The sequence below is a fragment of the Sulfuriferula sp. GW1 genome (assembly GCF_047300855.1).
GTDB lineage: Bacteria > Pseudomonadota > Gammaproteobacteria > Burkholderiales > Sulfuriferulaceae > Sulfuriferula.
Genome location: NZ_CP170197.1, coordinates 171,980 through 193,745, shown reverse-complemented (window position 1 = coordinate 193,745; position 21,766 = coordinate 171,980). Strand labels below are relative to the sequence as shown.

The window sequence follows — 21,766 nt, the reverse complement described above, 5'->3', positions numbered from 1 at the left end:
TCTAAGGGAAAAAATGAATACCTTGCACTGCACATTGATTCGCCAGGGCGTCTTCTGCAACCGCCCGTCTGGTTCCGAAAAGAGACGTCCATGAAAACCGTAAAAATCGTACTGACGACCCTGCTGGTGCTCGTGCTGGGCGCGGGTGTATTCGTATGGTCGGGCTTATATAATCCGGGCGCAGACAGCCCGCACTGGAAAATCACCTACGCGCTGATGCAAACCACGCGCGAACGCTCGGTTGAGCGACATGCTGCGGCAATCCAGCTGCCTGCCAATCTCGACGACCCGCAACTGATCCTGAAAGGCGCCGGCCAGTATGCTGCAATGTGCACCAGCTGCCATCTGGCGCCCGGGATGGAGGATTCCGAGCTGCGCCCGGGGCTGTATCCTCAGCCGCCCAATCTGAGCGAGGCGAACGTGGATCCGCGCGAAGCATTCTGGGTGATCAAGCACGGCATGAAGATGAGCGCGATGCCAGCCTGGGGACCGAGCCATGACGACGCGACGATCTGGAGCATGGTCGCCTTCCTGCAGAAACTACCCGCCATGACGCCTGCGCAGTACAAAGATATGGTCGCCAAGGCGCCGCCGGACGAAGACATGGCTCCGATGGACGGAGCAACCATGCCGGCTGCACAGGGTCACAGCCATGACAGCAGCCCGCATTCCAGCCATTAGACCGGACAGCGATTCAATCATTTACCTATTTACCCTTATTACACGGAGAACCGATATGTTACTGAAACTTTCCCCTGCCCTGGTTTTACTGCTCGCATTGAACGGCACCGCCATTGCCGACTCCGCGCATCACGACGCACCCGCCGGGACTGGCAAACTTGCCGGTGCGGAAGCGAGCCTGCCGCTCAGTGACGGTGAAATAAAAAAAGTTGACAAGGACACCGGCAAGCTGACCATCAAACACGGCCCCATCACCAACCTCGGCATGCCGGCCATGACCATGGTATTCAGGGTCAACGACCCTGCCATGCTGGACAAGGTGAAAACCGGAGACAAAATCCGTTTTGCCGCGGATAGGGTCGGTGGCGTGCTGACGGTAATGCGGGTGGAGCCGGCGCGTGCAGCGGGTGGGAATTCCCAAGCCGAATGACATCGGCTGTCCACAGGGGAATTCTTCGGACAAAATCCGCTGCTGAGCTATATTGATATTTCCATCAATGCACGATCATTGCAGCGGCATGGTCGTGCTCAATTCAATGTTATTTAGGAGATTGCCTCATGTATGGTTTCAGCATCCAGCTCGACATGCCGTTTGACTCTGCAGTAGAAAAAACCATCGAAGGCCTGAAGCAGGAAGGCTTTGGCGTACTCACCGACATCGATGTCAAGGCCACTCTAAAGGCCAAGCTCAATCTCGACAAACGCCCTTATCGCATCCTCGGCGCCTGCAATCCGCCGCTGGCCAATCGCGCCATCGAAGCGGAAGCCGATATCGGTCTGCTGCTGCCCTGCAATGTGGTGGTGCGTGAAGAAACCGACGGCAAAATCACCGTTGCCTTTCTTGATCCCGACATTATGGTCCAGCTGGTCAGCAACCCCGAAGTCAAAGCAGTAGCCCAGGAAGCGCGCGCCCGGCTGGAGCGTGTGCGAGACGGTCTGAAAACATAAATCATGTGCCCTACAAACCACGGCCAATCTTTTGAAAGGAGCACAGCATGTACGGATGGGATCACGGTGGCTGGATGTTCGGTAACGGTGGCGGCTGGATGATTTTCGGCTGGTTCTGGATGGCCCTCATCGGGCTGGTGCCCATCCTGCTGTTGTTTGCGCTCGTCAAATATCTGTTCGGCAACCGGGAATCAGGTGCCCATTCCAAGCTAGAAATGCGCCGGACAGCGCTGGATATCCTGGACGAATCCTATGCGCGCGGAGATCTGACGCGTGAAGCCTATCTGCAAAAACGCGAAGATTTGAACAAAAAATAGATTCACGGTTACTAAATAAACAGAGCCCCCCTTACCCAGCCAATACAAGGGACCCTTTGGTGTTCAGGTAAATACGTCTAATCTTCAAATTATTGTCACAAAATTGTCGCCATCAGTCGCGAAACTGGCCATATGGATAACGACGACTTATTACTACAGACCCTCTCTTCGCGCCCGTTGCCATTGCGGATTGCATTGGTAACGGAGACCTATCCTCCGGAAATCAATGGCGTGGCCATGACGCTGGGCCGTCAGGTGGCGGATCTGCAACAGCGCGGTCATCAGATTCAGCTGGTGCGCCCACGCCAGAGTGCGCAGGACTCGGCAGTTTCCAGCTCCAGCCTGGAAGAAGTGCTCAAACCCGGCGTGGCGATTCCACGTTACGCAGGATTGAAAATGGGCTTGCCCGCCAAATCGGCATTGACCCGGCTGTGGAGCCTGAAACGCCCCGATCTGGTACACATCGCCACCGAGGGCCCCCTGGGCTGGTCGGCGCTGGCGGCTGCCAACAAGTTGCGCATCCCGGTGAGCACGGATTTCCACACCAATTTCCACAGCTACAGCCAGCACTATGGCATCGGCTGGCTACGCCGCCCCATTCTGGCGTATCTGCGCAAATTTCATAACAAATCCTGCGTAACGCTGGTACCCACCGAGGGCATCCGGCGCGAATTGCAGGTGCATGGCTATGGCAATCTGGAAGTCGTGGCGCGCGGCGTGGATACCGAACTGTTCTCCCCGGCGCACCGCGATGCCGATTTGCGCGCCAGCTGGGGCGTGGATGAGGCCACTCAGGTGGTTCTGTACGTGGGCCGTCTGGCGCCGGAAAAAAATCTGAAGCTGGTGTTCGCCGCCTTCGCGGCGATGCACAAGTGTAATCCGCACACGCGCCTCGTGCTGGTGGGCGACGGCCCGGACCGGGCAACGTTGCAGGCCGCGTATCCGCAGGCGGTATTTTGCGGGATGCGCAGCGGCGTGGATTTGTCACGTCACTATGCGTCAGCGGACGTGTTCCTGTTCCCCAGCCTGACCGAAACCTTCGGCAACGTGACCATCGAGGCCATGGCCAGCGGTCTGGCGGTGGTGGCATACGACTATGCGGCAGCGGAGGAACTGATCGATCACAACGAGAATGGAGTGCTGGCCGCGTACGATGATGAGGAAGCTTTTATAGCTCAGTCGGTACGCCTGGCGGCCGACCCGGCCCTGGCGCAGCGCATGGCTCTGGCAGCCCGACATACCGCCCAGCAAATGAAATGGGACAACATTCACGACCGGTTTGAGCAGGTGTTATATGCAATCGTGGAGAAGGAGGAATACGATGATACGACTCGACTGGCACTGGCAAACACTCGCTGAGTGGGAGGCGCCGCTGGCCGCACGCTTCAACCGGGCGCGGCGGTTTCGCGGGGTGGTCGGCGCGTTCCGGCTGATCAGCCGCCTGGGCAACGGGGTATTCTGGTACACGCTGATGCTGGCGCTGCTGGCCTGGGATGGCTATGCGGCGATTCCGGCCGTGCTCAACATGATAGGCGCCGGTCTGGCCGCGACGCTGCTCTATAAATGGCTGAAAGGCAAAACCTTGCGCCCTCGCCCATTCCAGCAGTTTGGCGATATCTTGTGCCTGACTGCGCCGCTTGACCGCTTCAGTTTCCCGTCCGGGCACACCCTGCATGCCGTGGCATTCAGCCTGGTGGTGATTCACTATTATCCTGGCCTGATCTGGCTGGTATTGCCGTTTACCGCACTGGTTGCCGTCTCGCGCCTGATCCTGGGTCTGCACTACCCTACCGATGTACTGGCCGGCATCGCGCTGGGCGGTATCGTGGCCATGGCCTCGCTGATGCTGTAAAAGCAATCGCCCGGCAGCGGCTGGCCGCGCCGGATTTGCCCGATGGTGAAATAGGCCAGCCGGTCCCTGGCAATCGCCGGGCAGCCGCCGTTGGCATCAGCCAGCGGGCTGAACCCTTCGCTCAACTGATTGATTTCACCCAGCCTGCGCGTGGTCTGCGCCACGAAATAATCAAAGCGCCTGGACAAGCGCCTATCCAGCCGGGCGGAACTTCGATACAACAATTGCGGCAGGCGACTGCCGCGCAATAGCCCATCCGCACGCGCCAGCAGCTTCAGCGCGCGCTGTGTGGTGGCGATATCCACCGCAAAATGGCGGGCAATATGCTGGCTGATCTCGTCCCGGCAGTCGTGCAGCAGGGTAGCCGGGGTCGCCAGCAAATGCGGTTGTATATGCGCATCCATTGCCCACTCGGAAGCCGCATGGGTGAGCACCGGCAGATTTATCCACAGATGTTCATGGGCAGGCACAAAATGATGGTGCGCAATCACGTCCACCAGCAGATGGCTTTGGTAACCCAGCGCCAGCGCGCGCTGCACATCGGTATCCGCTTCGCGCATCATGCGCAGCGCGCCATCCCAGTCATGCGTATCGTTAAAAGCCTGCGTACCGACATGCTTGCCGACCAGCGCAAGATCGGGCAGGCACGCCCCGGCCATCACCAGCTTCGGATAACGCAAGGCAGCGCGGCGTAATTTGGAGTCGAGCAGCGGCACACCCCACATCAGCCACTGCGCAAAAAATACGTGAGTATAAAGTCCCCATGCCAGCACATCGTGCGACTGGCATAGCAGCGGGATACTCCACAACAGCACGCGCAGGACCTTATTCATATTCAGCAGACTAAGGCGCGCTTGCGACAGCAAGGTTAATACTGGGTGAAGCTTTGATGAAAGCAGAACAGGCGGCCGCTGTTATAATCCGCGCATTATTTCACTGCCACGGACCAACCAATGTCTGCTCTGATTTGCGGCTCGCTCGCGTTTGATTCCATCATGGTGTTTCAGGATCATTTCAAAAACCATATCCTGCCGGAGAAAATCCATATCCTGAACGTATCGTTCCTGGTGCCGGAAATGCGCCGCGAATACGGCGGCTGCGCGGGCAATATTGCTTACAACCTCAAACTGCTCGGCGGCGACCCGCTGATCATGGCAACCTGCGGTGACGATTTCGCGCCTTACGCAGCCCGTCTGGATGGGCTGGACATCGCCCGGACCCACATCCGTTCGGTGCCCGGCAGTTTTACCGCACAGGCCTTCATCACCACCGATCTGTCGGATAACCAGATCACCGCGTTCCATCCCGGTGCAATGAATCACTCGCATCTGAATCAGGTAACGGATGCCACGGGTGTGACGCTGGGCATCATCTCGCCGGATGGTCGCGACGGCATGCTCCAGCATGCCGAACAATTTCATGCCGCCCAGATTCCATTCATTTTCGATCCCGGCCAAGGGATGCCGATGTTCAATGGCGAGGAATTGGCACATTTTGTCGAACTGGCCGATTACGTCACCCTTAACGACTACGAAGCCGAGCTCCTGCAAACGCGTACCGGAAAGTCTCTGGACGAATTGGCCAGACGGGTGCGCGCGCTCATCGTCACGCGCGGCGAGCAGGGCTCCAGTATCCATGCCGACGGCGGCGTGATCGAGATTCCGTGCGCCCGGCCAGCGGCCGTGGTGGACCCCACCGGCTGCGGTGACGCCTACCGCGCCGGGCTGCTATACGGCATTGAGAAGGGCATGGACTGGGCCACCACCGGACGGCTCGCCAGCCTGATGGGAGCGCTCAAGATTGCGCAGCAGGGCGCGCAGAACCACCAGCATAGCCGTGATGAAATCAGCGCTTTGTTTCGCGCACAATTCGGCTATGCGATGAGTTAAGAACTAAGCCTGTAGCGGATTGTCTCTATGCATGTTAACCCGCGGGAGTCATATCATGAATTTACTCAAATCAATCACGCTCGGTCTGGTTACAGCGCTCACCCTGGCCGGCTGCGCCAGCGGCCTTGGTAGTGGCGACTACAGTCGCAGCCAGGCAAGAAGCGCGCAGGAAGTACAGATGGGAGTGGTCGTGGCGGTACGCAACGTCAAGATTGAAGGCACCAAGACCCCGATTGGCACCGGCGCCGGAGCAGTGGTCGGCGGCCTCGCAGGCAGCGAGGTCGGCAGCGGCAGAGGCAGCGTGGTCGGCGCGGTGGTCGGCGCGGTGGCAGGTGGCTTGGCGGGGTCGGCGATAGAGGAAAGCGCCACCCGTCAAAACGGCCTGGAAATCACCGTCAGGCTGGATTCCGGCCGCACCATTGCCGTCACCCAGGGTGCGGATGAATACTTCCGTCCCGGCGACCGCGTGCGTGTACTGAGCGGGGACGGCGTCACCCGGGTCACGCACTGATCGGCGCAGCAGATATCCCCGTTAAGCCTGAGGGCAGGATTTTTCCTGCCCTGCGTCACCGAATTTTCATTCAGCCGTAATTTCAGCGTAACGTGCGCTGCTTACTGTGCATTCCATTGTCACCAAAATGGAGTACACAATATGCTCGACCCGCAAATCCACGTGCAAGCCCGCAGCAAACCGCGCTTGTGCGTATCACTGGCGCGCGATATCGGCGAAGTACGTGAAGCCCAGCGCCTGCGCTACAAGGTTTTTGCCGAAGAAATGGGTGCGCAATTGACTTCGCGCGAGGCCGGACTCGACCAGGATATATTTGACGACTTTTGCGACCATTTACTGGTACGCGACAACAGCAGCGGCGAGGTCATCGGCACTTATCGCATCCTGGCGCCGCATCGCGCCAAGCAGATCGGCGGTTATTATTCCGAGTTGGAGTTCGACTTGACGCGCCTGTCACACTTGCGCCCCGGCATGGTCGAGATCGGCCGTTCCTGCGTACACCCGGATTATCGTGGCGGCGCCGTCATCACCCTGCTGTGGTCGGGGCTGGCGGATTATCTGCGCGCACGCAATTACAGCTATCTGATCGGCTGCGCCAGCGTAAGCATGGATGACGGCGGCCATACTGCGGCCAGCCTATACAAAACACTGGCGCAAACCCGCCTGGCGCCGGTGGAATGGCATGTATTTCCGCGCCATCCGCTGGCGCTCGACCAGCTGGACGGCGACCGGCCGGTAATCACACCGTCGCTCATCAAGGGTTATCTACGAGTGGGTGCGTATTTGTGTGGCGAACCCGCCTGGGACGCAGATTTCAATACCGCCGATCTGATGCTGCTGCTATCCATCAAACAGATGAATCAGGTTTACGCACGCCACTTCATGAGTAAATAAGCTGCAATCACGCGCCGCTCCGGGCACAATTGGATTTTCGCTTGATGGAAACGGCTAATGCTGCGTGTATTGCGCCTGGGTGGCGCCGTTGTGGTGGTCTTGGTGGGGCTGTTGATACTGGCCGGGGTATTCCCGTGGGCAAGTCGCACGCTTCGCCAGGCTTTGACGATGCGCTGGTCGCGCGCATTGCTCGCCACATTGGGCATCCGGTTGCGCGTAACCGGTGTCCCACCGGAGGTGGCCGGCGGGGTGATGTTTGCCGCCAACCATCTGTCCTGGCTGGATCCGTTCCTGGTGCTGGCAAACTGCCCGGCATATTTTGTCGCCAAATCCGAAGTGCGCAGCTGGCCGGTCCTGGGCTGGCTGGCGGCACAATCCGGCACGCTGTTTATCGAGCGTGAACGCCGCCATGATGTGGGGCGGATTAGCGCCAGTTTTACCGAACTGTTACGCGCCGGGAATAACGTCGCCTTGTTTCCCGAGTCCACCACGGGCGACGGCACGGCCCTCCACCCATTCAAACCCGCACTGCTCCAGGCCGCCTGCGCCAGCAATGCATACCTGTGCCCGGTGGCAATTCGTTATGTCGATCAAGCGGGCCGTCTGCATGCTGCCCCGGTCTGGGTAGGCGACATGAACTTTGCGGATTCCATCCTGCGCATCATCGCCGCACGCGGCATCGTCGCTGAACTGATTTTTTGCCCGTACATCGCGGGGGCATCCCACACCCGCCGCACGCTGGCACTACAGGCCGAGACGGCTATTGCCATTGCGTTGTCCCTGCCTGTCCGGCGCACTCCACCTGAAACACCTGACGGTCCTCCAGACGCAGCGCAGTGAGGCGCCCGCCCCACAGGCAGCCGGTATCCAGCGCCATGCAGTCGGTTTCAACCCGCAACCCCAGCGCCGACCAATGGCCGAATACGATGGGGCTGCCGGCACTGGCGCGCCCCGGTACCTGAAACCAGGGCAAACACCCCGGTGGCGGTTGCTCCGGACTGCCCTTGGTCTTGAATTCCATGGTCCCGTCCGGGGTGCAGAAACGCAACCGGGTCATGGCGTTGGTAATCAGACGCAGGCGGTCCAGACCGCGGAGATTCTCATCCCAGCGATCCGGATGGTTGCCGTACATGTGCGCCAGGAATCCCCGGTAATTGGGCGCCTGCAAGCGTTCCTGCACCTCGGCTGCCAGCATCAGCGCTTGCGCCGCGGTCCATTGCGGCAACAGCCCTGCATGCACCATGAAATAGCCTTCTGCGGCGTGCGCCAGCGGACGATGGCGCAGCCAGGCGAGCAGTTCGTCGCGGTCTGGAGCGGTGAGAATGCCGCCCAGCGTGTCGTTGCGATGCGGCTTTACAAAATTCTCCGCGACTGCCAGCAAATGCAGGTCATGGTTGCCCAGCACCGCGGTGACGCCGTCCCCCATGGCGCGCGCCCAGCGCAGCACCGCGAGCGAATCGGCGCCACGGTTGACCAGATCGCCCACCAGCCAGATATGGTCGTGCGCAGGATCGAAGCGAATCTTGTCCAGCAATAACTCCAGGGCCTGAAAACAGCCCTGCAAATCGCCGATAGCATAGGTGCTCATGTTAGAATTGCCGGCCTGTTCTGTTGTGGTTTCTCATGCTGTCCCATCTCAATCCCCCCCAGCGCGAAGCGGTCAAATATCTGGATGGCCCGCTGCTGGTGCTGGCCGGTGCCGGCTCGGGCAAGACTCGCGTCATCACCCAGAAAATCGTCTATCTCATCGAAGAATGCGGTTACGCGCCGCAGCACATCGCCGCCATCACTTTCACCAACAAGGCTGCGCGCGAAATGCAGGAACGCGTCGCCAAACTGCTGCAGGGCAAGCCCGCCAAGGGATTGACGGTATGCACCTTTCACGCACTCGGCGTTCAAATCATGCGCCAGGAGGCTGGACGGCTCGGTTACAAGCCGCAATTCTCCATTCTCGATTCTGCAGATGCGATGCAGATTGTAAACGAGATACTGAAAACTACCGACAAACAGGAAATCCGCCGCGCGCAATGGCGCGTCTCGGCGTGGAAAAATGCGCTGGTTTCGCCCACTGCCGCACTGAACACCGCAACAACTGACATCGACGCCACCTACGCCAAGGTTTATCTGCGCTATCAGGACACCCTCAAAGCCTATCAGGCGATGGATTTCGACGATCTAATCCGTCTGCCGGCCGAATTATTCGCCAGCGACGCCGAGGTGCTGGAAAAATGGCGCAAAAAACTGCGCTACCTGCTGATGGACGAGTACCAGGACACCAACGCCTGTCAGTATCAGATTGTCAAACTGCTCACCGGCGTGTCCGGCGCTTTCACGGCGGTGGGCGACGACGATCAGGCGATCTATGGCTGGCGCGGTGCGGACGTTAAAAACCTGCACCAGTTGCATGAAGATTATCCGCGCCTGAAAGTCATCCAGCTGACCCAGAACTATCGCTCCACGATACGCATCCTGCGTGCCGCCAATAGTGTCATCGCCAACAACACGCGGCTCTACGACAAGCAGCTGTGGAGCGAGCATGGCCACGGCGACCCGCTGCACGTCATGGCTGCCAAAGACGAGGAAGAAGAAGCGCAGAACGTGGTGATGCGCCTGCTGGCGCACAAGTTCGAGCACCGCACTCGCTATGGCGATTACGCCATTCTGTACCGCGGCAACTATCAGGCGCGACCGTTCGAACAGTTTCTGCGCAATGAAAAAGTGCCGTATGTGATGTCGGGGGGACAATCCTTTTTCGAGAAAGCCGAGATCAAGGACATCACCGCTTACATGCGCCTGCTGGCCAATAGTGACGACGATCCGGCCTTCATCCGCGCCATCACCACGCCGAGGCGCGGGGTGGGCGCGGCGACGCTGGAAAAGCTCGGCGAGTATGCCGGCCAGCGCCATGTCAGCCTGTTCGAAGCGGCCTTCGAGGCGGGCTTCCAGAGCCAGCTTCCGGCACGCCAGCTGGAACCCTTGATCGAGTTCTGCAATTTCATCAATGCGCTGGAATTCCGCGTGCGCAGGACGCCTGCTGCCGAGATCATGGCCGATCTGCTGAAAGCGATAAATTACGAAGCCTATCTGTTTGACAGCGAGGAAACCCGCAGCGCCCAGAGCAAATGGAACAATGTGCTGGAGTTCGTCGGCTGGCTCGGCAAGAAAGGCGAGGAGGACGGCAAGGATGTCATCGCGCTGACCCAGACCATCGCTCTCATCACGCTGCTGGAGAACCGCGACGACGCCGAGGTCGATGCGGTACGCATGTCCACCATCCACGCCGCCAAGGGGCTGGAGTTCGGGCATGTATTTCTGGTCGGTGCCGAAGAAGACATACTGCCGCACCGCGACGCCGTAGAAAACGGCACACTGGAAGAAGAGCGGCGCCTGATGTATGTCGCCATCACCCGTGCCGAGCGCTCGCTGACCATCAGTTTTTGCAAGAAGCGCAAACGCGCCGGAGAGTTTCAGAGCTGCGAGCCTTCGCGCTTCATCAGCGAGGTTTCACAGGAAGATGTGCGCAAGACCGGGCAGGACGCCGACCCAGCAGAACAGCGTCAGCAAGGCAACGCGCGTCTGGCGCAGCTCAAGGCGATGCTGGCGGCGAAGTAGGGGCGTTCCTGTCAGCGCCGGTTTTGTGCTGCGTTTGCTCGTTGATTTGGTGCGCATCTGCCTGTGCCCGGGCAATTTCTTCCGGCTTCAATTGCCCCACCACACTTTCGCGCGCCCTGGCTGCATCGTCCATACCCTGAGCGGCCGCCAGATTGAACCACATATAGGCTTTCACCTTGTCCACTGGCGTACCGATGCCGAAACGGTACATCTGGCCGAGGCGGTATTGCGCCTGCGAGTTGCCGCGCCGGGCCGGCATCTCGATCCATTTCAGAGCGGCCTGATAATCCTGCACGACACCGCGGCCATCAAGCAGCGCAGAGGCATACAGAAACTGTGCTTCGGCATTGCCCTGATGCGCGGCCTTATCAAACCAGTGGGCCGCCTTGGTCACATCCACGATCACGCCTTCGCCGTTGGCGTACATTTTGCCAAGCTGCAGTTGCGCTTCGGCATTGCCCTTGAGCGCCTGGGCTGACAACCTGGCGAACTGTTTATCGGCAGCCGCAAGGTCACTTGCAGCAGAGATCGGGGCCGGATGCAGCTGGCCGCGCACCAGCCAAAACGCCAGTCCCAGCAATAACACACTGAGCAGGACGATTTTGACCGGGCTGTAAATCCAGAAACGTGACCGGCACTCACGGCAGCGCAGCGGTGTGCAGACTAAGCGTTGAACAAGCGTATCGCCTGAACGAATGGACGATCCGCGCAGGCGGGCGCTCCCGCATTCAGGACAGCCCTTGTTCATAAGCGCTGTTCCGGACACGTCAGCCTCTGCACGGATGCTTAACCATCACAGGATGGCCGGAAGCTTATTTTCCTGCTGCCGGTTTGGGAGTAGCCGCAGGCGCAGCAGGAGCAGTAGCGGCGGCTGGTGCTGGTGCTGGAGTACCGGCGGGCGCGGTAGCGGGGGCCGGTGTTGCTCCGGCGGCGGCTGGCGCTGGCGCAGCACCCGGGGCTGCTGCAGGAGCGGCAGCGGGTGCCTCAGGTGGCGTAAATTTGGCCCCGGCAGCATCCGCCATATAAGCCACGGCACGGGCGATTTCGATATCGGACAGGTCCGGATTGCCACCGCGCGGCGGCATCTGGCGAATACCTTGTTCCGCATGCTTGATCAGCGTGTCGTAGCCTTGTTTGATACGTGGCGCCCAGTCAGCCTTGTTGCCGAACTTGGGTGCGCCCAGCGCACCCGGCGTGTGGCAAGCGGTACAAACTTCGTCAAATACCTGTTTGCCTTCCTTTTCCACACGCGGCGCACTGGCATCGACAATGTTCAACTGGCCCACCGGCTGGATGCGCTCCAGCGTAGCCTTGGTATTGTATTCGAGCGAATCCTTCTCGCCATGGCTACCCTGAATCTTGGCTATCAAACCAAGTATGAGTGCAATGGCAATAATGGGCGCGAACATCCCCGCCCAGAGCGCAACAAAAAATTGTTGCGGCGTTGTTTTGGTCATCTTGACGTGATCATCGCTCATGCTTGCTTCCTTAACTTTGGCGGGAAAATAGTTTAGAACGCGGATTATAGCGGCAAAAGGCAGCTTGGCAAAAGCACCTGATATAGACGCTGGGTGCGAAAATCGCTATTCTTGCCAGCTCTCGCGCCCATAGCTCAGATGGATAGAGTATTGGTTTCCGAAGCCAAGGGTCGCAGGTTCGAATCCTGCTGGGCGCACCACTTTCCAGCCATTACCCGATTTTGGTCCAAGTTTTGGTCCAAGTTGCGATATAAAAATGGATATAAAACTGGAAAGGTAGCTACACGTAACTCCACTACCTTTGGAGTTATGAATGTCTTTCGATGTCAAACCACGTGGAAATGCTTGGCGTGTACGTGTCCGCATCTACGATCACCCTGCTAAAACCGCCACCTTCGATACTTATCGCGATGCGCATGATTGGGCTGTAATAACCCATGGCGAGCTTCTGGCGGCAAAAAAAGCCGCCAAATTTTCCATACCAAAATCCGAGATTGCATCAGCAGAAATAGCTCCTTCTGGTGACAAACCGGCTGACGTCCTAATTTCATCTGTTCTCGATGAATATTTGATAAACGTCCTACCGACTAAAGCAAGTAATGCTCAGGAAACGGGACGAGTTGGACGGCTCAATGCATTTTTCGGGGAAAAACGCTTGCAAGAAGTAACCGAACAAGAACTGGATGATTATAAAAACGTGCGGCTCTTGGGCAAATTAGGACAGGGCCGAGGCTGTATTGACGGCACAGTCTATCTCGGAAAAAACCGGGGAAGATCAAAGCGAAAAGCCGAAAAAATCAAACCCCCAACCAACAACATTGTGAAAATCCCTAGCACACAAACTGTGAGGCATGAACTGGCGTTGCTTCGCCGCGCGCTTAATCACTGGGTCATAAAGCAAAAGTTTGCACCTACGCAAAGCAGCGCCCTGCTCTTACATCCGATCATGACAGTCACATTACCGGACAAGGCCGCTCCTCGGACGAGACGTTTTTCTGATGATGAGCTTTTCAAAATATTGAGTGGGGTTTGTAATGATCAAACCCGGGCCGCTATTGCTTTTGCTGCCTGTACTTCGCTGCGCAGGTCAGAAATTGTGTCCCTTAACTGGGAAGATGTGGACATCGCCCGACGGGTGATCAGGCTACGCAAGCTTGGCTATGTAAAAAAATCAAAGGTGAAGGAGCGTGACGTTCCATTAATCCCGGCAGCGATAGAGATACTAAAAAAACTGGGCGCGAAGAATTCAGGGCCGATCTGGCCGATAGCCCCCGCAACGCTCACCCAGGCTTTTGGCAGGGCAAAAGAACGGGCTGGCTTAAAAGATGCCCGCCTGCACGACTTGCGACGTGAAGCGATTTCCCGGTATGTAGAAATCTACGGCCTGGGGGTGGAAAAAATCATGAATTTTTCAGGGCATCGTCAAGTACAGACTCTGGTTGACTACTACATGAAGCCACAGTCGCAAGTTATTGCGGCTCAAATTGCTCAACTCAAGCTGGAGGTGAACTTTATTCCGCTATGAATCCGCTGGGGTTGCGAGGCGTCAAACCTCGTTATCCTGGTGGTGTCGTGCAGGCCTACAAAAATATTTAAAGCTTTTGGAAAAAAACGAGTTGTCCTACCTACACTCTGTGGATGCGCAATTAAGCGCATCCGATTCCAACTACCTTAGAATCGGAGTAACTGCATGAACTTACTAACAAAAGAAGAAACTGCTGCGAAACTAAAAGCCAGTAAAAGAACTATCGAGAATTGGTCGGCACAAGGTGCCATGCCATCACCCATCTATCTCGGAAGACGAGCGCTATGGGTTGAAGAAACTCTTGTTGCATGGCTTCGACAGAAAGCCGGATTGCTTCCATTGTCGAGCGATCAACCCCTTAAACCAAAACGTGGACGCCCTCGCAATACAAGGTTGATTGGGGAGGTCCTGCTATGAAATCCTGGCGCGAATTAGCAAACCAATACCGTGCCATTCCCCTTGAGCGTGTCGTTGCCCAGGCTGGCGGCATCCAGGACCGGCATGACCGGCAAAAATGGCACACTCCCAATGGATTTGTCTGGCTAGGTACGGGCAGTTCTTCGCAAAAATTCTTCGATCATACTGCGGGTGTGGGAGGAGGTGGAGCAATCGACCTAGTGCAATATATCCTGCAGGTGGACTTTAAAAGCGCAGTGGCATGGCTTCATGAAAATTTTGGTACCTCTCATGAGCCAGTAAGACAAAGAGTCCCTGTGGCGAAGCCGCTTTTAGTGCCGGATTTTCAAGAACCCAGGCGCGCACCCCAACTCCTGGCCCATGTGCTGGCATACCTCACTGCCGAGCGTGCCATTCCCGCATCGTTAGTAAAAGAGCTAGTGAAACAGGGCAAGATTTTTGCGGACGCAAAGCGCAACGCTATATTTTTGTGCGAATTTGGTGGAAAAATAACCGGTGCCGAAATCCGGGGCACAGGCAGCCAAGCATATAAGGGTATGTCCCCTGGCAGCCAACGCGGTGCTGGTTTTTTTACAGTGTCACACCCGAAGCCAATGCGGTTGGTCGTCGTTGAAAGTGCCATTGACGCACTTTCTTACCATGCGCTCCACCCGCAGGGAGGGGCGCTTATCGCTTCCACCGCCGGGGTAATGCCCGATTGCCCAAAATTGCTTGACCTCGCCCAATTCCACGGCACCCCCGATATTGCCATTGCGTATGACAGCGACGATGCCGGCGAAAGCAATGCAGAGAAGCTGATAGCCAGTCTCACGCATAGCACCCTGCGCATCCAGCGTGAGCGCCCGCTAGCCAAGGATTGGAACAATGTCTTGCAGCGTACTATGGAATACCCTTTGTGTCAGGAGTGCGCATAAGATGCCTGCCACACTGATTTTTGATGATATGGCCGACATGGTAGCTGCAGCGAGCGAACCTGACGTTTGGCTGCTGGAAGGTCTGATTGAAGAGGGGGATCAGGTGGTCCTGGCCGCGGCGCCAAAGGCTGGCAAGACTTTGATGGCAAGCCAGATAGCCCTAGCTGTCGCTTCGGGCGGACGATTTCTCGGATGGCGGGCAACAGCCCCCCGCAAAGTGCTCTATGTCAACTTGGAACTGCGCCCAAAACGCTTTGGAAGACGATTGATAACCCAGGTTGGCGGAATCCATTACCTATCAGCTTATCGAAACCTGCTTGCAATCAGCCACCTGAGGACCTTGGATATTCTCGACATTAAGCAACAAGAGAGTTTTTCCGAGTTCATAAGGGAGAACAATATTGGGCTAGTCGTGTGGGACGTGCTAGCGCGGATGCACAGTGCAGATGAAAACGACAATGGCAGCATGCGTGCTGTAATGCACGCTATCCGCATTGCATCCGCTGACCGCGCCCATCTCGTGCTGCATCATATGCGCAAGCCTCCAAGTGGGGCTGAAAATGTGAATGTCGGGGCGCTGGGTATGCGAGGGGCTAGCTCAATTCATGGCGAAGCTGATTTAATAATGGCAATGCATGTCCGTTCGGGACAGGGGGCTCGATATAGCTTGCGTTTCAGCGCACGCAACGTCGAGGCTCCCGATGAAATGCTTATTGAAAGGGACCAGAATCTTTGTTTTTTTGAAGCTTCGGCACAGGAAGCGAATCGGCTCATGAACGTCATCATTGCTGCATTTCAGGGTGTGCAGACTTGCTTAGCCCAAGGGCTTCTTGAACAGGTCATGAACGCTTATTGCGTAAGAGAAAGGCGTGCAAAGCAACTGATAAAGGATGCAGGAGATCGTGGCTGGATAACTCGCCGCCTGCGGCCTGACAAGCGCCATGAATACATTCTTTTAACTAGCGAAACCCTTTTTAGTGTTGCTGCTTAATGAGGGGGTGCAAGGGTGCAACGAACCCCTTATAAGAGAGTAGTGCACCCTTTTCTTTGCACCCTAGGCTACCGGTGGCAGCGTACAACAACGCTGCCACTCCCACTGCGCGGCTACTTTTCCGCTAAAGCGGCTACTTCAATCTACTTGGAAAAAGAATGAAATCGGACGGGCACACCAAGTCATTGCGCAGTCACTCTATGACGTTAACACGACACAGGCTCGCCTCGTCAGCGCAGACATAAAGTCTGCACCTGATCATAAATCTGGTTTTTTAATAACTCGAGTTTGTTTTAATGACGTTCATCCATGCTTGTATGTTTGGGCGCTTTTTGTGGAATGTGATGGTTGTAGTTTTTAACTGTTGAGCAAAGCCTCTTTGATGTCATCTGAGAAGCGGTGCGGGCATCTGAGCACGCTCTCGTGCTTCGTATCGAGCCAGCGGACTGCGTCCTTGTCTCGCCCCTGCTGGCCTTAATCGCTAACGCAATAGCATGAGGGCGAAACATCATGCGCCATCATGTTTCGGCTAATCTCTCCGGCTGGAGCAGACTCAACCACCCGAGACTGCTCCAGCCCGCAAACCCAGCGTGGCCGCCTACGCTAGCGCTACATCTGCTGTCCGGCATAGTGCACGCCAGCCGTCGCTTCGCGTCTTGGTGGCATGCACTACGCTCAACAGCCCTGCTGAACTTCAACATCAGCTACGCCAGCATGCTTTGATCTCACCAAAACTTTCCGATCGCTAATGCCCGGCGGCAGCCCCTCAAACCGAGTGAAGGGGACTTTCTGGGGCATCTAAACCAATCCGGAAAAATCCCGGTTTTGTTGTGTTTCTTCCGCGGCTCCGCCATATCTCCCAACCCCCGCCTTCCCACACAGGAAGGGGCGAAGAGGCGGCAATCGAGAGCATCAATTTTGAAGGCTCGCCCCGGAGAACATAATCATGACTACATTGCATGCACAGCCCTATAGCCTGGACGCCATGGGCTTTTACTTTACCGACCTGGCCGACTATGAGACCAAGTTCGAAGCCAACCGGGACAGCTTCGGCGCCCCGGTGGAGGAGTACGAAATCGAATTCATCGACGGCGAGGGCGGGGAGCTATTCAGTGGCCTGAAAATCGACCAGTCAACTTTGGACATTTGGTTCGATCGTGTCGAAGAATTGGACAAGCACGAGCGGGCAGCGCTGGCATATTTGACGGGTGAATGCCTATGCATGGACGTGAACGGCGCCTTAGTGACGATTGGCGATGTTTGTTTGTACGAGGGCAGCGCCAAAGAGTACGCCGAGGAATTTTTTGATGAGATATACCCAGACCTGCCGGAAGGGCTGCGAACCTATATCGACATCGAGGCTTTTGCCCGCGATCTGGAGTTAGGCGGTGACATCTACGAGTTCAGGTTCGAAGGCACAGACTATGTGGTGACCAACCACAACGCGCTGTAACCAGTAACCGGCATGGCTGGACTGGGGCCCCAACCGCCCAGCCCAGCCTGGGCGGGCTTTGAAATCGCAATTTGGAGAAAACTATATGTCCTTTTGGAATTCATTATTTAGTTGGATAGGCGGGAGCAGCACCGTTGAGTTTGACGACGGCACATCGCTTCATCAGGGCGTTGACTGCAACGTTAATCCAGCATCGGGGCTGCCCATGATAGATGGTAGCTGCAGCGGAGTAGATGTGGCAGGCAACCCGTATGGGACGGATCTGCATGATGACTACTGGACCACGCCCACAATACACGACGATACATGGATGTCATGACTCGTTTGAATAATCATCTGCAGCCAGCCAATACATACAAATATTCGTGGCCATGTTCAAAGCGAATTTCGCACCAAGGTAGCTATACGTTTCATGACAACATTACATGAAACGGAAAAAGCAATGCAAAACGACGTACCAATTCCCAGCATGGAAGATGCTTTGAGCCCAAACGAACTCGTCGCTGCGGCCCACAGCCTCGGGCTGAGGCAAGTACGAGCCTGGGTGCCGGATAACACAGACAAAGCCCGCACAGCAGGGGCGAAGCGAACAAAACGCTCACGTGAAAACGCGAAGCTGCAAGGAGTCAAACAGGTTTCGGTGACGCTCCCCACTGAGCTGCATGATCAGGTCAAAACCTTGGCTGCGCGAATCCGCGCGGGTGAGCCTGCTGCCATGGTGTGGGCAGATTTAGCGTCCGTTCAGAATCCAATGTCCGCCTCGACCAGCCTGTCCCCTACACCGGTAAAATTGCTTGGCTGGCGGCGGTGGCTGCTACGCTGGCTGCTTCCAGCAGAGCTAAGAGCCTGGATTAGCTAGTTAGCCTATCTCGATCAGGAGAATTGCTACTTTGGCGTAGGGAAAACCAGCGCGAGGAAAAAAATAGCGCGGCTACTATAACGAACCACTACGGATTCAATCCGCTTTAACCTATAAACGGCGGTTAAAGGGGTGTGCAGGTAAGCAATAGGCATGCTGGCTGCGCGTTGGCGTGTTATTTTTTAGCACGGAGAGTTTACCCCTACGGGTGAATCGAAAAGCACGCCTAGGGCGTTTGTGACCAGTGCGATCCTATCCCCGCGAACGCGGGGGAAACTTTTTGATTGATTTTCCCCATACCGAAATTGTGGGCCTATCCCCGCGAACGCGGGGGAAACTTTTGCGATAGCCTCTTGTGGCTGGCCTTTGTGGGCCTATCCCCGCGAACGCGGGGGAAACACAACTCTAATTCGTGTACCTGTATCCCTTGGGGGCCTATCCCCGCGAACGCGGGGGAAACAAAATCGCCACCGGCACTACCGGGCAGCTGACGGGCCTATCCCCGCGAACGCGGGGGAAACGGCCAGTTGGCTGTTATCGCCTGAGCTGGCCAGGGCCTATCCCCGCGAACGCGGGGGAAACTCATTTTGGCGGGCGGCGTTCGAGAAAACCGGGGGCCTATCCCCGCGAACGCGGGGGAAACCGCAGCTTTAAAGCGCGGCTCACCGATGATCGGGGCCTATCCCCGCGAACGCGGGGGAAACGAGTCCTGCGCTCAACCGTACAGGATGGCCGGGGGCCTATCCCCGCGAACGCGGGGGAAACCTGGACACGGTGCGCCAGTGCAAGGCTTGGGAGGGCCTATCCCCGCGAACGCGGGGGAAACAAGTCGGCGTGGGCTAAGCCATCCCATGCCGCGGGCCTATCCCCGCGAACGCGGGGGAAACGCGCACGTACATCTGCGCGATGGGGATTATCCGGGCCTATCCCCGCGAACGCGGGGGAAACTGCATGAAATGGCAACCGGCATTGTCCAAGAGGGGCCTATCCCCGCGAACGCGGGGGAAACGTATTAGTAGTGTTGCCAGATAGCTGATATGTGGGCCTATCCCCGCGAACGCGGGGGAAACAAATTTGCAGTTATCCAAAACGGCTACGCAGTGGGCCTATCCCCGCGAACGCGGGGGAAACCTGCCGCGCTCAGTGCGGCATGATCGGCGGCTTGGGCCTATCCCCGCGAACGCGGGGGAAACCTTGATTAATCCGGATTGGTATCTTGATGATGAGGGCCTATCCCCGCGAACGCGGGGGAAACGAGGAAATCGGCGCGCTGATAATCCTTGGGCCGGGCCTATCCCCGCGAACGCGGGGGAAACCATAAGCGCCGCCGGACGGCTCGACCTCGGCAGGGCCTATCCCCGCGAACGCGGGGGAAACTGACGAATGCTCAGGTCAAGCGGGACGGCCTGGGGCCTATCCCCGCGAACGCGGGGGAAACTTGGACACCCGCAGCACGGCATCGCTTGAATGGGGCCTATCCCCGCGAACGCGGGGGAAACTTCGGATGGGATCACCCGAGTGCAGGAGCACGGGGCCTATCCCCGCGAACGCGGGGGAAACCCGGTCATGGCTGCAAATGCCAAGTCCATCCTGGGCCTATCCCCGCGAACGCGGGGGAAACACCTTGCCGGAACCCGCCTGGGTGACAATGCCGGGCCTATCCCCGCGAACGCGGGGGAAACGCACAACAGAAACTGAACCTTGCTAAAGCCAAGGGCCTATCCCCGCGAACGCGGGGGAAACCGCCGTAAAGTATTCGTTGCGGGTTATCACGCGGGCCTATCCCCGCGAACGCGGGGGAAACTGGATATCGAAATGGCAAAACCAGACAAACAAGGGCCTATCCCCGCGAACGCGGGGGAAACAAAACCAAGGCGCCGCACGGCCACCTGATCGAGGGCCTATCCCCGCGAACGCGGGGGAAACCAATCGCATGCGCCGCAGCGACTGACTGCGTGGGGCCTATCCCCGCGAACGCGGGGGAAACTGGTCACACCCTGAATGGGCTGCTTGAACACGGGGCCTATCCCCGCGAACGCGGGGGAAACCATTTTAAATCAAGGACTTAGCCATGACACAACGGCCTATCCCCGCGAACGCGGGGGAAACCATAGGTAAAAATTTAATCGCTATGCACGATCGGGCCTATCCCCGCGAACGCGGGGGAAACCACGCCAGAACAGCGGCAAGCAATCATCCTGAGGGCCTATCCCCGCGAACGCGGGGGAAACGAGATGATGAAGCCGGGCGATGAGTACTACCCGGGCCTATCCCCGCGAACGCGGGGGAAACCATATTAATCACCGAGCCACATCGAGTAATAGGGGCCTATCCCCGCGAACGCGGGGGAAACAGAATGCGCCCCCATTTGGCAGCGACGTACTGGGGCCTATCCCCGCGAACGCGGGGGAAACGCGCTCGATATCGCCAGAGATGCGCCTGCCAGGGGCCTATCCCCGCGAACGCGGGGGAAACCATACCATCACGCCGATGAGCGACCCCTGTCCGGGCCTATCCCCGCGAACGCGGGGGAAACCACTTTCAATGCTGTTGTGTTTCTGATTGAAAGGGCCTATCCCCGCGAACGCGGGGGAAACAAGAACATGCAATACCCGAACAAATCGCGCCAAGGCCTATCCCCGCGAACGCGGGGGAAACTACGGCAAGCGGAGCAATTTTAGCTGACGGTGGGGCCTATCCCCGCGAACGCGGGGGAAACGAAACGGATATTTGTCTACACTTGCCGATCAAGGGCCTATCCCCGCGAACGCGGGGGAAACTGCTAGCGGGTCAAGTGACTGGCATACCCGAACGGCCTATCCCCGCGAACGCGGGGGAAACGACTATCAAATCTGCGGCAGATATGGCGATTAGGGCCTATCCCCGCGAACGCGGGGGAAACAAGCCATAACTGGCGGTATGTCGGCTACTGCCGGGCCTATCCCCGCGAACGCGGGGGAAACTGGATGCTGGATTGATCGACGGCGCGGCTCAAGGGCCTATCCCCGCGAACGCGGGGGAAACGGCCTTGTGCTGATCGCGGAACACATTGGCTGGGGCCTATCCCCGCGAACGCGGGGGAAACTATTTATTATGTTTTGAAGGGGAATGCGATGAGGGCCTATCCCCGCGAACGCGGGGGAAACGTTCCCTTGCGTGTCTTGGTGCCTTCTGCTTCGGGCCTATCCCCGCGAACGCGGGGGAAACCTCCTGTTCCGTTTCCCCGTTCATTGTGTCGCGGGCCTATCCCCGCGAACGCGGGGGAAACGCATGGGCATCCTGACCGGCGTAACCTTGGACGGGCCTATCCCCGCGAACGCGGGGGAAACGTATTTTCGACACCCTCGTAGACGATAAAAGTGGGCCTATCCCCGCGAACGCGGGGGAAACCATTTTTGCAGCGCCATGAATCTTCCTCCCCTGGG

20 protein-coding genes, 1 tRNA gene and 1 CRISPR repeat array (1 of these 22 only partly in view) are annotated in these 21,766 nt (G+C 57.6%); of the genes, 17 read left to right on the top strand and 4 right to left on the bottom strand.

What is annotated here, in order from left to right; all coding sequences use genetic code 11:
* The first annotated feature begins 90 nt into the window (after positions 1-90).
* From ACFDAU_RS00955 to ACFDAU_RS00930, 6 genes are all read left to right on the top strand, one after another.
* Complete coding sequence (locus ACFDAU_RS00955) at positions 91-681, top strand: c-type cytochrome (RefSeq protein WP_413438211.1); 591 nt, start codon at positions 91-93, stop codon at positions 679-681.
* Positions 682-736: 55 nt separating this feature from the next.
* Positions 737-1,111: a copper-binding protein gene (locus ACFDAU_RS00950; protein ID WP_413438210.1), complete on the top strand. Its 375-nt coding sequence runs from the start codon at positions 737-739 to the stop codon at positions 1,109-1,111.
* Between the two features lie 128 nt (positions 1,112-1,239).
* The gene (locus ACFDAU_RS00945) at positions 1,240-1,629 is read left to right on the top strand and encodes a DUF302 domain-containing protein (RefSeq protein WP_413438209.1); all 390 of its coding nucleotides are present in this window, start codon (positions 1,240-1,242) and stop codon (positions 1,627-1,629) included.
* A 47-nt stretch (positions 1,630-1,676) separates the two neighbouring features.
* Positions 1,677-1,946: an SHOCT domain-containing protein gene (locus ACFDAU_RS00940; RefSeq protein ID WP_413438208.1), complete on the top strand. Its 270-nt coding sequence runs from the start codon at positions 1,677-1,679 to the stop codon at positions 1,944-1,946.
* Between the two features lie 132 nt (positions 1,947-2,078).
* Entirely contained in the window at positions 2,079-3,305 is a 1,227-nt protein-coding gene (locus tag ACFDAU_RS00935; protein ID WP_413438207.1) for a glycosyltransferase family 4 protein, read from the top strand.
* Positions 3,268-3,798, top strand: coding sequence for a phosphatase PAP2 family protein (locus ACFDAU_RS00930; protein ID WP_413438206.1), 531 nt, complete (start codon positions 3,268-3,270; stop codon positions 3,796-3,798). Before ACFDAU_RS00935 ends, ACFDAU_RS00930 begins: the two co-directional genes overlap by 38 nt.
* Here ACFDAU_RS00930 and ACFDAU_RS00925 read toward each other — a convergent pair.
* Entirely contained in the window at positions 3,729-4,631 is a 903-nt protein-coding gene (locus tag ACFDAU_RS00925) for a zinc dependent phospholipase C family protein (protein WP_413438205.1), read from the bottom strand. The two genes, ACFDAU_RS00930 and ACFDAU_RS00925, sit on opposite strands and share 70 nt — an antisense overlap.
* A gap of 120 nt (positions 4,632-4,751) precedes the next feature.
* Between ACFDAU_RS00925 and ACFDAU_RS00920 the strand changes: the two genes are divergently transcribed.
* The 4 genes from ACFDAU_RS00920 to ACFDAU_RS00905 all read left to right on the top strand — a co-directional run bounded on the left by ACFDAU_RS00920 (position 4,752) and on the right by ACFDAU_RS00905 (position 7,932).
* Positions 4,752-5,687: a carbohydrate kinase family protein gene (locus tag ACFDAU_RS00920; protein ID WP_413438204.1), complete on the top strand. Its 936-nt coding sequence runs from the start codon at positions 4,752-4,754 to the stop codon at positions 5,685-5,687.
* Positions 5,688-5,742: 55 nt separating this feature from the next.
* Positions 5,743-6,198 carry a glycine zipper 2TM domain-containing protein gene (locus tag ACFDAU_RS00915; RefSeq protein WP_413438203.1) on the top strand — a complete coding sequence of 152 codons (456 nt, stop codon included), beginning with the start codon at positions 5,743-5,745 and terminating at the stop codon, positions 6,196-6,198.
* 141 nt (positions 6,199-6,339) lie between these two features.
* Positions 6,340-7,092 carry a GNAT family N-acetyltransferase gene (locus ACFDAU_RS00910; RefSeq protein WP_413438202.1) on the top strand — a complete coding sequence of 251 codons (753 nt, stop codon included), beginning with the start codon at positions 6,340-6,342 and terminating at the stop codon, positions 7,090-7,092.
* Positions 7,093-7,149: 57 nt separating this feature from the next.
* Positions 7,150-7,932 (top strand): lysophospholipid acyltransferase family protein, encoded by a 783-nt coding sequence (locus ACFDAU_RS00905; protein WP_413438201.1) that lies wholly within the window; start codon positions 7,150-7,152, stop codon positions 7,930-7,932.
* On the opposite strand, the gene ACFDAU_RS00900 is transcribed toward ACFDAU_RS00905, so the two are convergent.
* Positions 7,853-8,680, bottom strand: a complete 828-nt coding sequence (locus ACFDAU_RS00900; protein ID WP_413438200.1) for a symmetrical bis(5'-nucleosyl)-tetraphosphatase — start codon at positions 8,678-8,680, stop codon at positions 7,853-7,855. The genes ACFDAU_RS00905 and ACFDAU_RS00900 overlap by 80 nt on opposite strands.
* Before the next feature lie 35 nt (positions 8,681-8,715).
* Here ACFDAU_RS00900 and ACFDAU_RS00895 point away from each other — a divergent pair, with 35 nt between their 5' ends.
* Positions 8,716-10,704, top strand: a complete 1,989-nt coding sequence (locus ACFDAU_RS00895) for a UvrD-helicase domain-containing protein (protein ID WP_413438199.1) — start codon at positions 8,716-8,718, stop codon at positions 10,702-10,704.
* On the opposite strand, the gene ACFDAU_RS00890 is transcribed toward ACFDAU_RS00895, so the two are convergent.
* Entirely contained in the window at positions 10,679-11,452 is a 774-nt protein-coding gene (locus ACFDAU_RS00890; protein ID WP_413438198.1) for a tetratricopeptide repeat protein, read from the bottom strand. The two genes, ACFDAU_RS00895 and ACFDAU_RS00890, sit on opposite strands and share 26 nt — an antisense overlap.
* A gap of 64 nt (positions 11,453-11,516) precedes the next feature.
* Positions 11,517-12,182 (bottom strand): c-type cytochrome, encoded by a 666-nt coding sequence (locus ACFDAU_RS00885; protein ID WP_413438197.1) that lies wholly within the window; start codon positions 12,180-12,182, stop codon positions 11,517-11,519.
* Positions 12,183-12,305: 123 nt separating this feature from the next.
* Between ACFDAU_RS00885 and ACFDAU_RS00880 the strand changes: the two genes are divergently transcribed.
* The 6 genes from ACFDAU_RS00880 to ACFDAU_RS00855 all read left to right on the top strand — a co-directional run bounded on the left by ACFDAU_RS00880 (position 12,306) and on the right by ACFDAU_RS00855 (position 18,341).
* Positions 12,306-12,382 (top strand) — tRNA-Arg (locus ACFDAU_RS00880).
* 113 nt (positions 12,383-12,495) lie between these two features.
* Positions 12,496-13,707: a site-specific integrase gene (locus ACFDAU_RS00875; protein ID WP_413438195.1), complete on the top strand. Its 1,212-nt coding sequence runs from the start codon at positions 12,496-12,498 to the stop codon at positions 13,705-13,707.
* Positions 13,708-14,120: 413 nt separating this feature from the next.
* Positions 14,121-15,038: a DUF3991 domain-containing protein gene (locus tag ACFDAU_RS00870; RefSeq protein ID WP_413438193.1), complete on the top strand. Its 918-nt coding sequence runs from the start codon at positions 14,121-14,123 to the stop codon at positions 15,036-15,038.
* 1 nt (position 15,039) lies between these two features.
* Positions 15,040-16,029, top strand: coding sequence for an AAA family ATPase (locus ACFDAU_RS00865; protein ID WP_413438192.1), 990 nt, complete (start codon positions 15,040-15,042; stop codon positions 16,027-16,029).
* Positions 16,030-16,975: 946 nt separating this feature from the next.
* The gene (locus tag ACFDAU_RS00860) at positions 16,976-17,482 is read left to right on the top strand and encodes an antirestriction protein ArdA (protein WP_413438190.1); all 507 of its coding nucleotides are present in this window, start codon (positions 16,976-16,978) and stop codon (positions 17,480-17,482) included.
* A 412-nt stretch (positions 17,483-17,894) separates the two neighbouring features.
* A complete protein-coding gene (locus ACFDAU_RS00855; RefSeq protein ID WP_413438188.1) occupies positions 17,895-18,341 on the top strand; it encodes a hypothetical protein in 447 nt (148 codons plus the stop codon).
* A gap of 248 nt (positions 18,342-18,589) precedes the next feature.
* Positions 18,590-21,766: a CRISPR direct-repeat array (repeat unit 29 nt; unit sequence GGGCCTATCCCCGCGAACGCGGGGGAAAC); it runs 1,063 nt beyond the window's last position.